This window comes from Sporichthya sp., from assembly GCF_013815995.1.
In the GTDB taxonomy this organism is placed as follows: domain Bacteria; phylum Actinomycetota; class Actinomycetes; order Sporichthyales; family Sporichthyaceae; genus Sporichthya.
Genome location: NZ_JACDFE010000141.1, coordinates 1 through 11,841, shown reverse-complemented (window position 1 = coordinate 11,841; position 11,841 = coordinate 1). Strand labels below are relative to the sequence as shown.

At 71.2% G+C, this 11,841-nt stretch carries 8 protein-coding genes and 1 pseudogene; 2 read left to right on the top strand and 7 right to left on the bottom strand.

Features of this window, described 5'->3' with window-relative positions; genetic code table 11:
* Positions 1-1,125, bottom strand: a pseudogene (locus H0X00_RS15585) (hypothetical protein); the annotation flags it as partial.
* Positions 1,126-1,239: 114 nt separating this feature from the next.
* On the opposite strand from H0X00_RS15585, the gene H0X00_RS15580 reads away from it, so the two are divergent.
* Positions 1,240-3,039 carry a glycosyltransferase gene (locus tag H0X00_RS15580; RefSeq protein ID WP_293772634.1) on the top strand — a complete coding sequence of 600 codons (1,800 nt, stop codon included), beginning with the start codon at positions 1,240-1,242 and terminating at the stop codon, positions 3,037-3,039.
* Between the two features lie 9 nt (positions 3,040-3,048).
* Here H0X00_RS15580 and H0X00_RS15575 read toward each other — a convergent pair whose 3' ends face one another.
* The 5 genes from H0X00_RS15575 to H0X00_RS15555 all read right to left on the bottom strand — a co-directional run bounded on the left by H0X00_RS15575 (position 3,049) and on the right by H0X00_RS15555 (position 8,923).
* Positions 3,049-5,001, bottom strand: a complete 1,953-nt coding sequence (locus H0X00_RS15575; protein WP_293772632.1) for a glycosyltransferase family A protein — start codon at positions 4,999-5,001, stop codon at positions 3,049-3,051.
* Positions 4,998-5,981, bottom strand: coding sequence for a UDP-glucose 4-epimerase GalE (galE, locus tag H0X00_RS15570; protein ID WP_293772630.1), 984 nt, complete (start codon positions 5,979-5,981; stop codon positions 4,998-5,000). The genes H0X00_RS15575 and galE overlap by 4 nt, the downstream gene beginning before the upstream one ends.
* 30 nt (positions 5,982-6,011) lie before the next feature.
* On the bottom strand, positions 6,012-6,872 hold the full coding sequence (locus H0X00_RS15565; protein WP_293772629.1) for a glycoside hydrolase family 16 protein: 861 nt from the start codon (positions 6,870-6,872) through the stop codon (positions 6,012-6,014).
* Positions 6,860-7,786, bottom strand: coding sequence for a glycoside hydrolase family 16 protein (locus tag H0X00_RS15560; protein ID WP_293772628.1), 927 nt, complete (start codon positions 7,784-7,786; stop codon positions 6,860-6,862). The genes H0X00_RS15565 and H0X00_RS15560 overlap by 13 nt, the downstream gene beginning before the upstream one ends.
* Positions 7,787-7,906: 120 nt before the next feature.
* Positions 7,907-8,923, bottom strand: a complete 1,017-nt coding sequence (locus H0X00_RS15555) for a hypothetical protein (RefSeq protein ID WP_293772626.1) — start codon at positions 8,921-8,923, stop codon at positions 7,907-7,909.
* A gap of 324 nt (positions 8,924-9,247) precedes the next feature.
* On the opposite strand from H0X00_RS15555, the gene H0X00_RS15550 reads away from it, so the two are divergent.
* Positions 9,248-10,858: a glycosyltransferase family A protein gene (locus tag H0X00_RS15550; protein ID WP_293772625.1), complete on the top strand. Its 1,611-nt coding sequence runs from the start codon at positions 9,248-9,250 to the stop codon at positions 10,856-10,858.
* 289 nt (positions 10,859-11,147) lie between these two features.
* Here H0X00_RS15550 and H0X00_RS15545 read toward each other — a convergent pair.
* On the bottom strand, positions 11,148-11,841 hold a 694-nt coding region (locus H0X00_RS15545), incomplete at its 5' end, for an ABC transporter substrate-binding protein (protein ID WP_293772623.1).

Here is an 11,841-nt window from a genome sequence, read left to right as displayed (position 1 = left end):
CCCCTCGGTCGCCTGCACAGCGACCGTGAGCTCGGTGATCCGCCGGGCCCGCTCAGCCGCGGCGTCCCGGCACTGCTCCAGCGCGGAGTCCGCCGCAGCGACGGGAGCGGGAACCGAGACAGCGCCGGCGTAGGCCTCCGCGACGCCGAACGCCTCGACGAGCGCGGTGTAGCCCGTGGCATAGCGCCCACCGCCCGCCGGCGCGGCCACCACCGGCCCGAACAGCGGAGCAAGGTCGGCGTCGGAACGGGTGCGCCGGCGTTGTACGGCCGCGCGGCGCTCGGTCAGGGAGGGCAACTGTTCAACCAGGTCGTCGATCGCGGACAGGGCCTGCGCAGGGGTGCCGTCCACGGACGCCCGGCGCACTGCCAACGCCAGCGCCGGCGCGAGCACCCGCGCGACCGAGGCGTCGTCGAGGTTCTTGTACAGCGCGAACAGAGCGCCCCGCGTGCTGTCCGCCACGGACTGGGAATGCGCACGCGTCACCCGCGAGCCCGGGACCCAGCGGACACGGTGGCCCAGAAGATTCAAGCGCCAGCCCAGGTCGAGCGCGGCACCGCTCCCGAGCGCGTCGTCGTACCCACCGACGTCGGCAAAGGCGTCGGCACGGATCACCAGCGCCGCCACCGAGGCGTAGAGCACGTCCACCGGCGCAGCGTCGGCGCACTCTCCCTCGGGCACGTACCCCTCCCCGAACCACGTCATGGCCGCGCCCGCGTACTCGACCGCGCCGCCCGGATCGAGCACCGTGCTGGCCACGCAGGCGATCGACGGATCGCCGTCCAACGCTTCCACCGCGGCGACCAGCCAGTCAGGGTCAGGGATGGCATCGACGATCAGGGCCAGGTGCTCGCCGCTCGCGTGGGCCGCTCCGACGTTGCCTGCCCCGGCCGCACCCGCATCGGCCGGGGACTCGACGATCTTGGCTCCTGGGTTCTCCCCACCAGCCGTCATCGTGACGCCCTCGCCGATCGGCCGGACGCAGATCACCTCGCGGCGCTCGACCGGCCAGTTCAGCCCGTCGAGCCCTCGAACGTGAGCGGCCGCCTCGTCGGCGCCGCCCTGAGAGACCGTCACAATAGAGACCAGGCCCGGGCGCGGCGGGACGGCGGATCGGCCAGGCATCGCTGCTCCTCAGGGTCGGTCGCCGCTTCACCGACGCAGCCGGGCCGCGTCGTTCGGCCATGGCCGACAGGACTGAAATTCTAGGGCGTACCGGATCACCGATCGGAGGGGCACGTGGCCAGAAGCGTGGGCCGGCTGCTCCGGCGGGAGAGACCGGCGGAACCCGCGGGCGACCGCGCACCCGCCTGCGTCGTTCTCGTGATGCACAAGGAGGCCCGGGCGACCGTCCGCACCCTCAACCGGCTCGCCGACACGCGCGATCCGGAGCAGCCGGTCGGGATTCTGGTGGTGGCGAACGGGTCTCCGCCCGCGACCATCGCGGAGGTCAACGCCCTCTGGGCGCGACTCCCGGAACTGGAGCTGCTCACCTTGCCCGCGCGGCTGGACAGCCGGGGCGCGCTCGCCAGGGCTCTGGAACAAGCCACTGCGGAGGTCGTGGTCGCGCTGAGCCCCGGGGTGGAGCCGCAGCCGGGGTGGCTCCCGCCGCTGCTCAGAACCCTCGATGATCCGGCGGTCCTCGGCACCGCACCGGTGCTGCGGGCCCTGGACGGCACGCTGGTCTCGGCCGGCTCCGCCTTTCCGCCCGGAGACGCGCCCCAGCCGTTCCTGGCGGGCTTTCCGCCGGCCGACGCGGCGTTCCTCGCAGAGCACCCGCTCAGCGCCGTCCACGGCCCCGCGGTGGCCTTCCGCACCGCGGACCTGGCCGCACTGGGCGGTCCACGCCCGGAGACCGGGGACGCGCTGGGTTGGGCCGACTTCTCGCTGCTGCTGGCCGCCACCCGTTCCGGCCACTTCCGGACCAGCCTGCAGTCCTCGGTCGTGGTGCGGAACCCGGCTTCACCCAGTCCCCAGGAGCGTGCGCGCTTCACCGCCCACTGGCCCGAAGGGCCCGGCGACGACGTCGAGCTGTGGCGCCGCGCCGGGTTCGCGGTCACCGGCCACGATGCGGATGGCACGCCGGAGCTCCGACGGCTGCCCGTGGCGGTTCGTCAGGGGGTGCCCTGCCTGCGATGGGCGGTGAAGAACCCGGCCACCGCGCTGAGCCGGGGCGAGCAGTGGGGCGACACCCACTTCTGCCGCCGGCTGGCCGAGGCGCTGCGTCGCCTGGGCCAGGCTGTCGCTATCGATCACCGCGAGGCCTTCGACCGGCCCACCGGCCAATTCGACGACGTGACGCTCGTGGTCCGCGGCCTCAGCCCCCACACCCCGACGCCGGGCGCAATCAACCTGGCCTGGCTGATCTCGCACCCCGAACTCCTGACCGCGAACGAGGCGGCCGCGTACGACCGGGTCTTCGCCGCGGGGCCCGCCTGGGCCGAGCAGCGCTCCCGGGAGTGGCACCTCCGGATCGACCCGCTGCTGCAGGCCACCGACGCCGCGCTGTTCCACCCGGATCGCGCGGCCCCCGATTCCGGGCACCCGGTGCTGTTCGTGGGCAGCGCACGCGAGGGCGGACGCGACATCGTCCGCCAGGCGACCGAGGCCGGTCTGACGGTGACCGCCTACGGCACCGGCTGGGACGGCCACCTCCCCGCGTCGCAGATCGCCGGGGACTACCTCGACAACGACGCCCTTGGCGTGGCCTACCGAGGCGCCGGGATCGTGCTCAACGACCACTGGGCCGCCATGCGCACCGGCGGCTTCGTGTCGAACCGCCTGTTCGACGCTGCGGCTGCGGGCGCTCGGGTTATCACCGACGACGTCACCGGGCTCGACGCCCTGGCCGGGGTGTTCGGTCGCTCGGTCCAGGTGGCGCGCGGCCCGGAGGACATTCAACGCCTGGCCGCCGACCTGGCCGCGTTCGGGGACGACGCCGAACGGCGTGCGGTCGCGGCCCGGGTCCATGCCGGGCACTCCTTCGACGCCCGCGCCCGGGTGCTGTTGGACGCCGCGCTGGAGCTGCGGGCCCGATGAGCAGCGCCCTCAGCCGACCCGCGGATGAGTCAACGGGTCGAGCTGCGGCGGCGGGTGGAACCCCGCCCGCGGCGCCGGGTCGCGCTCCAGCCAGACTGCATCGCCCCGGTCGCCCGCCGGGGACCAGGTGTGGTCGTGCCCGCGGTAGTACAGGAAGCCCAGATCATGTGTGGCGTAGAGCCACCCGCCGGCCGTCCGCACCGAAGCGAGCAGATGCCAGTCGACCGCGCTCGGGGTCGCGCGCCAGCCACCGAGCCCGCGCACGTCCTCCAGCCCGAGCAGCATCGTGCCGCCGGCCAGCCAGCCGGCGGGCGCCTCGGTGGGCGGGGCGGTCCAGCGGATCGTGGTATCCGACCCGTGGAGATAGACGTGATACCCCGTCAGGCCGACGGCGGTCGCGCCCGAGTACGCCCTGGCCAGCACGAGGTCGGTCAAGTGGTGCGGGCCGTACCAGTCGTCGTCGTCCATCTTGGTGAGCAGCTGGCCCGAACACCTCGCCACGCCCGCATTCAGCGCCGCACCGAACACGGTCGCCGCGGGAACCTCGACAAGGACCAGGGGTCGGCTGAATCCGGCTATTGCCTTCTGCACTGACGGATCGTCAGCCGCGAGGCCGTGCAGGACCAGGACGGTCTCGAAGTCCGGATAGTCCTGCCGCTCTATCTGGGCCAGCACAAAGGGGAGGAAGTCCGCCCGGCGGGTCGGGACCAGGACGCTGATCGACGGCGGGGCCACGCTGGGCCGTGCGTGGCGGCGGGCCAGGTCGCCCCAGTAGGCCTCCGGGGCGAAACGGCGCAGCGCCAGCCGCCGGGTCGCCACGGACCACGATTCCCGGTCCGTCGGGTCGGCCGGGTCCCAGTCCACCGCGAACCGCGCGGCGAGATCCTCGCCGAGCGCACCCGCAAGCTCGGGGGTCAGAGGTAGCGGTCGCACCGGAACTCCGGCGCAGGCGAGCTGGCTCAGCGCCCGGCCCAGCAGCGCGGCATCCGCGTCGCCCGTCACCTCGACGCCGGCCCATCCGCGAAGGCTCTCGATCTGATTCTCCGTCAGCCCGGAGCGCGCGTCCCTGGCGCCGGACAGTGCACCGTCGGGCCCGGACACCGAGAGCGTGGGGGCCTCCCCCGCCGAGATGCGCACGGCGCCGACGCCGGCGGCCTCCCGGCGGAACCCGACCGGGGAGAGGACGGAAGTGTCGACCGGAGGCAACCACAGCCGCTCGGACACTGACAGGTGCACGATCCGCGGGTCGGGTTGGGGATGCACCACCGGCCCGACCAGGAAGTCGATCACCTCGTGCTCGACCTCGCGCGCCACCGTCGTCTTCGGCCCGACAAAGTGCGCGGTCGGGTCGCCTGCCGCGAACGCCAGAGCGTCGTAGGCGGTGACGCCCAACCGCAGACCCGCGGACGGTGCGGCCCGCCCGGCCGGCCGGGGTTCCTGGAGCACGGTGCGCAGCACGTCGCGTACCGGCACGGGCCCGGCCAGGCGCACCGAGAGTGCGACGCCGCTGCCCGCCACCTGGTGACGCTCTACCCGCGTCACCTCGGTGCCCGTCACCACGGTGGGGGCGCGCAGCAGGCGGGGCCGGGTGGTCTCGACCACGCCCAGCGTCACGTGCGCGCTACGCCCCGCGCGTATCAACCAGGGCATGACCTGCCGAAGGTCGGCCAGGGACCGGGCGACCACGGTGATTTCCCCGCTCTCGACCCGCTGGTCCTTCTCCTTCAGGTCCCTGGCGGCGATCACCGTGGGCATGGGTCCGGTGGGGCGAACCCGCCCCGCGCGCAGAAAGGCGTTGGCCTCGGCCGGTGTGACGGCGACGAGCACGATGCGGTGGGTCCGACCGGACCCGACACCGGATTGCGTCTGTCGTCGCGGCTCGACCCGGCGGGCGACGTTGCGCCGCACCAGTCGCCGCACCTTGCCCGCCACCTGGCGCGCGCTGGAGGAGGACCCCGTCACGACCGGTCCCCCACGGTCGCCCGGTGCTGCCACGCCTGCCACGCGCTGCGCACCATGTCGGTGAGGTCCGCGCGGGCCCGCCAACCGAGTTCGTCGGCGATCCGGTCCACCACGCCGACCACCTGCGCGGGGTCTCCTGAGCGCCGCGGGCCGACCGCGTAGCTGAAATCCCGACCTGTGACGGCAGCGACGGCGGCCATGACCTCCTTCACGCTCACCCCCTCGCCCCGGCCGACGTTGTAGGTCCGCGCGACGCGCCCCGTCCGCCCATCCAACTGCCTCACCGCGGCTAGGTGGGCCAGGGACACGTCGCTCACATGGACGAAGTCGCGGATGCACGAACCGTCCCGCGTCGGGTAGTCGTCCCCGAACACCTCGGGGGCAATGCCGTTGTCCAGGGCTCGGAAGATCAGCGGAACGAGGTTGAACACTCCGACATCGCCCAACTCGGGCGCACCGGCGCCGGCGACGTTGAAGTAACGCAGGTTGACGAAGCTCAGCTCGCCCGCCGCAGCAAGGTCCTCCAGCATCCACTCACAGATGAGCTTGGTCCGTCCGTAGGGGTTCTGCGGATCCGTCGGCGAGTCCTCGTCAACCTGCTCCTGCACCGGGCTGCCGATCACCGCGGCACTCGAGGAATGCACAATGGCGGCCACGCCGGCGGCGCGCATCGCGGCCAGCAGGCGCTCGAACCCGACGACATTCTCCCGGTAGTACAGCGCGGGATCGTCGACCGACTCCGGGACCGCCTTGCGCGCGGCCAGGTGCAGCACGCCGGAGACCCGGTGCTCCCGGAGCGCGACGAGTATCCGGTCGACGTCGCCGACATTGGCTTCGATAAAAGGGACGTCGGCCGGGACCCGCCCGCGGATCCCGGTGGAGAGGTCGTCACAGACGACGACGTCCACCCCGTCGGCGCGCAGGGCCCGGAGCACGTGGGCCCCGATGTAGCCCGCCCCACCGGTCAGCAGCCAGGTCATGGCCGCTCATGGTAGGGCGGTCCCGAAGGACTACCGACGCCGCCAGACCTTGACCCAGTCCACCTGCATGGTCGCGGGCAGCTTGGCGCTCTTCAGCGCCGGGAGTTCGTAGTCCGAGCTGAGCAGGCTGAGCACCAGATTCACCGGCGAGCTGGAGACGGCGTCGGTGACCTTCAGCGTCTGCTTGCCGTCGATGCTGAAGACGTACGACGTCGGGGTCCACACCACGGTGAAGGTGTGGAAGCCGTCGGAGATCCGGTGGTTGCCGATGATCGACCGGACCTTCGACGCCTTGAGCGGCCCACCGCTGGTCACGAACTTGGTCTGCCCATTCACGACTTTCGGGCGGTGCACGTAGCTGCGCAGCCCGCCGGTCTTGTTGCCGGCCCTGCCGAAGTACTCGATGGTGTCGACCTCGGTACTCGGCGACTGCAGCCAGAACGCACCGTGCGCGCCCTTGGGCTGATGGAACTTGATCCGCGCCGAGAACCTGCCGTAGGAGAACGTCGTGTTCGGCGTGCCGATCATGCCGTTCAGGTACTGCCCGTTCGGGCACCGGTTCGTGACGTTCGGCTTGCGGGAGGCGTCGCGCTGCACGCGCAGCAGGAGCTTGCCGTTCTTGACCGACGCCATGCGGGCATCCGGCTTCGAACAGACGCGTTGCGGCGCCTGCGCGTTGCGGAAGCTCCAGGCCTTGCTGAGCTTGTTGCCATTGAAGTTGTCCGAGAAGACCAGCTTGAACGAGCTGGTCGTGACGGCACCGTCTTCCGACGATGCAGCCCCCGGCGCCGTCGAGACGGCTCCTGCGGAGCCGTCGGTGAAGGCCATCCCCCCACACGCCAGGCCGAGGGCGGTCAACGCCGCCGCAGCCCGCGTCTTCATTTCTGCCATGCGCGCACCCAGTCCACACTCATTGTCAACGGAAGAACATCATCGGTGATTTTCGGGATCTCGTAGTCCGAACTGAGCAAGCTGAGGATGAAATACTGCGGCACCCCGGAGACTGCCTGCGAGGTTCGGAAGGTTTCCTTCCCGTCGATGCGGAAGATGTACTCCTGTGGGGTCCACTGGACGGAGTACACGTGGTAGTCGTCCGAGGGCAGCTCATCCCCGAACACCTCGTCCATGTTCTTCACGTATCCACCACTGCGGATCTGTTTCTGTCCGAGTGGGCGGAAGTGGATGAAACTCGTGAGCGAGCTCTTGTCGAAACCTTCGCCGAAGTACTCACTGACATCGATCTCAACGCCGGTGTCCTTCGCATCGGTCGGGTCGGCGCCGCCCTTGGGGTGCGGCTGCATCCAGAACGAGCCGTGCGCGCCCTGCTCGGCGTGGAACTTGATCCGCGCGGCGAAGATCCCGTACGTGAACGACTTCGTGTTGTCGGTGCCGATCATGGCGTTGAGGTACTGCCCGTCCGGGCACGCTTTCGTCACGTTCGGCACCTTCGCCGGATCGCGCGTGACCGCCAGACGCACGAAACCGCCGCTGACCGTCGTCTGCCCCTCATCCGGCGGCGAGCATGCCCGGTTCGGGGCAATGACGCGCCGGACCGCCCAGTCCGGGCCGAGGGCCTCGCCGAGGAACTCGTCCGCCCACGCCAGCGCGTAGCCCTCGGCCACCGACTTCGGCGTCGCCCCACTGGTGAAGGGCGAGTCCGCGTCGCCGCCCTCGCCGGCTCCGGCCGTGGGCACGTCGGAGGGCTGCACCACGGGTGTGGGCGTCGGCCGCGCGGCCTTGTCGTCTCCTGAGTCTCCGGAGTCCCCGCCACCCCCGCAGGCCGCCAGGGCCGTCAGCGCGGCCATCCCGACCGCTGTCCACAGCCGCGCGCGCTTACGCCGATTCATCCCCGGCCCTTCGTCAGATGGAACACCAGCCAAGGACGATCTTGACCGGCTACCGACACCGAAGGAAGCGCGGCGCGCTCAAGCGACCGGCGGTCCGTCGGTGTGCAGACGGGCAACAGACTGCGCCACATCGACCGTCGAGGCCGCGATGATCGCCAGATCGTGCTCGATCTCCTTCAGCCGCGCCTGCTGGGCGGCGAGGGTGTCCTCGAGCCGGGCGTGCCGGCGCAGCGTGTTCTCGTCGGTCGTGACGCCCTCGACCATCCGCTTGGCCGAACGGTCGATCCGGCGTGACATCCGCGTCTGCGACTGCCACAGATAGACCAGCTGGACCGCGAGGAGCCCGAGCGCAGCGGTGACCGCCGCACCGATATAACCCGTGTCGGTGAGCTCCCCCATCACCACCGCGCCGGCCGCGAGGATCCCGCCGCCGATCAGCGCGACGCCGAGCGTGCGCAGCATTCGGCCGAGCGGAGTCGCGCCACCGGTGCCGCGACGGATCACCGATTCGGCCCAAAGCACCGTCTTGGCGAGCTTGCTGGTCTGCAGTCGCGCGACGGCGTCGCGGGCCAGCCGTTCGGCCGCCCGGGCTCCGCCGAGCTGGTGACGGGTCGTGGAGAGGTTCTCCCGCAGCTTCTCGACCTCGCGCTCGAGTTCGGCGACGCGGTCCCGTAGCGGCCCGACCTGGACCTCGGCGGACTGCCGGCGGGCGGCCTCGCTGGGGTCGAACGGGGTGGGGGGACGGTCCCACAGCGCCTCGCGCCACGACTCCAGGTTCGGCGCCCGGTCGGGATGGGCGCCGCGGCGCAGCCGCAGGCAGGGCACGCCCCACAGGTCCACCCGGTCCACCGGCACCAACCCGCGCAGCGCCGCGGTCCCGTTCTCCGCGAGGTCCGCCCCGCCCGGGTCACGCACGTCGATGAGGACCTGAACACCCTCCGGGGCCGCCGCGAGCACCTGCCGGATCACCCCGGCGAGTCGGTCACCGCGGGTGGGCACCCCGGTAATCGCCACGCACGGCGCATCCGGGCCGGTAACCGCCAGTACGTCGGCGAGTTCCTCCGGGATCACGATGGTGACCTCGTCGAAGGCCATGCCCAGCGTGGCGGCCCTTTCGGCGGTAGGCGCGATCAATAAAGCGCGTGCCGGCAGGTCTGCCGGGGTATGCAGAGAGTGATCGGAGGCCGCAGTCACGCAGAGTCACCTAACCGTGTGCGCACACGCACAGTCCGCTCCTGATGCTAAAGGGCCGATTCAGGGTAGACTCTGCCCGGCCTACGGCGCATCTGACCAGCGATCATGGTACGCCAGTGGCTCCTCCGACATAACGAAACGGTGAATGTCAGGAAGGTCGACCCCCGCGGTCGACCCCGCCGCGAAAGGGTCGATTTGTCCGCCAAGCGCCTACCGTCCGTAAGCGTGGTGATGGCGACCCACAACGGGGCGGCCACCATCGGTGCTGCGGTTCGGTCGCTCGCCCGGCAGACCCTCCCGCGGGACCGTTTCGAGGTCGTGGTGGTGCAGAACGGCCCCGCCGACCACTCCTTCAAGGTCCTCGACGAGGTCTGCCTCGAGTACCCCGATCTGGTCGTGCGCCGCCTGAGCTGTGCGACCCCGGGCCTGGGCCGCGCCCGCAACGCCGGCATGGCGATCGCCCGTGGCGACTACGTCACCTTCGTCGACGACGACGACACCGTCTCGGTCGGTTACCTGGCCGGCCTGCTCGCCTCCAGCGGACGCGACACCGTCGCCGTCGCGCACCTCGCGGATGTGGTCGACGCCGACTCGCCGCCGGACTTCGCCAACCGCATCGCCGTCCAGCTGCCGCACGCGGGCCGCACGCTCTCCCCCGGCGACGTCATGGTCGTTCTCTCCTACAGCGTCGGCAAGTTGCTGCCCACCGGCCCGGCCCGCTACATCGGCTTCGACCCGGATCTGCGCAGCGGCGAGGACATCGCTTTCTACTTGAAGTTCTTCATCGCGTTCCCGTTCAAGGTCCGGCTGTGCCCGATCGAGGCCAACGCGGTCTACTACCGGCGCGTCGTGCCCGGCTCGAACTCGCGCAAGGATCCGTCCTACGACTTCAGCGTCACCCAGCGCCTGGACGTCATCGAGCGCATCGAGGACCTGCGCCCGGCCACCAAGTGGCAGCACCGGGTGGTCGAGTACCGGACGGGTTCGGAGACGGGCGCGGTCAACGACTTCCTGCGCGCCAACCCGTCCCGGCACGCCGGCGTGCTGGCCGACATTCGCCGCCGCGGGCTGGTGAGCATCCCCTACGACCGGCTCAACGCCGGCGTCGCGCGCGATCTCGCCGTGCTCGCCCCCGATCTCGACTCCGAGCCCTGGAACCGCCTGAGCGGCCTGGGCGTGCTGGTGGACCTGGTCCAGGTCGACGGAACCGAGGCGCCCGCGCCGCCCGCGCAACTGGTCGACACGGTGCACCGCATCGGGCTCGACCCGGCCGTGCGCAGCCGCGAGGAGACCCTGACCGTTGTCCAGGACGGCATGGCCTTCCTGACGTCGCAGGACGCCCAGAAGGGCCGCTACGCGCGCCTCTACAGCGGGCCGGGCGGCAACGCTCAGTCGCTGCTGGCTGCCTGGTACAAGGTCCGGCACCCGCAGGTGGCGTGGACCGCTGAGTTCGGTCTGCACCCCGGCCCCGCGAGCGCCGCCCGCGCCCCGCACTCGGACCTGCTCGACATCCTCGCCGATGCCGTCCTCGGCCGCGGATTCGTGCCGCCCGCCCACGACGACCTGCACACCTGGGCCGTCCTCGTGCAGTGCGCGCTCGCCGACACGATCGTCTTCACTGACGAGCTGGCCCGCAAGCGGCTGCTGGACGCCATCGAGATCCCGGCCCTCGCGGCCCGTGTGATGGCCCGCTCGGTCATCGCCCGCGACCACGCGATGCTCGCCGCGGCCTACCAGTCCTGCCGGCCGGACCCGGTCCGGGCCCGTCGCCGCGCCCCCGACTCCCCGGCCGCCACGGTCGCCGTGCCGACGCGCTTCGCCGGCACCCCCGCCTGACCCCAAGGGCAGGAACTCCGCCCCCGGGGCTCGCGCTGGAAGGCCAGAGCTCCCGTCCTTGGCCGCGGTCCGTCGGCGCCGGGTGGGCCGAGGAGGCCTTAAGCCGACCCGCGCGGCGCGAAGCGACGCGCGAGAAGCGAGCGCGAAGCGACGCGCGAGAAGCGAGCGCCAGCGAGCGGGAGGCCTGTGCCGACGAGGCCCACCCGGCGCCGACGGACCCCCGAACAAAGAACCGGGGCGGACGCCGTTCGGCGCCCGCCCCAGGTGGTGCTGAGTTACTGACCGACCATCACTTACCCGTGTAGATCACGAACTGGTTCGGGTCCGGCTGGAAGCCCGACGGCGTGCCGTTCGGGTCCGAGACGGTGTTCGTGGAGGTGTACTTGTACATGAACTCGCGACCCTGGCCGTGTTCGGCGTTCCAGGTCTGGTTCGAACTGTCGCCACCGCGCTCGGCCTTGGTCCACGTGAACCGCTGGTCGAGCGAGGCGTCGGCGGAGTAGATGTCGCCGTTACCGAGCTGCGCCATCAGACGCTCGCGGGTCAGGTTCGGGCCGACCGCCTTCGCGGCGCGCTCGAAGATCAGCGACCCGACGTAGGACGCCTGGACGATGTGGTGGTTCAGACCCTTGTTGCCACGGGCGTACTTGTTCATGGTCGCCATGAACTCCGCGCCCCACAGCTTGTAGGTCGTGTTCGTCCAGTAGCGGTTGACCGGGTGCTTGCCGAACAGCGAACCGAGGATCTCCGCCGCCAGGTGGTTACCGGAGATGCCCTTGCTCGGGTAGTAGCCCTGCTGGGCCGCCTCGACCATGAACTTCGCCATGGTCGCCGGGTTGATCACGTAGTGCACGATGTGCTCGGGGTTGGCCGAACGCATCGCCAGGATCTGCGCCGAGAGCGAGGTCTCGGAGATGCCCACGTCGAGCTTCTTGACCATCTTGCTGCCCGAAGCGTCGAGGACCTTCTGGACCTCGTTGCAG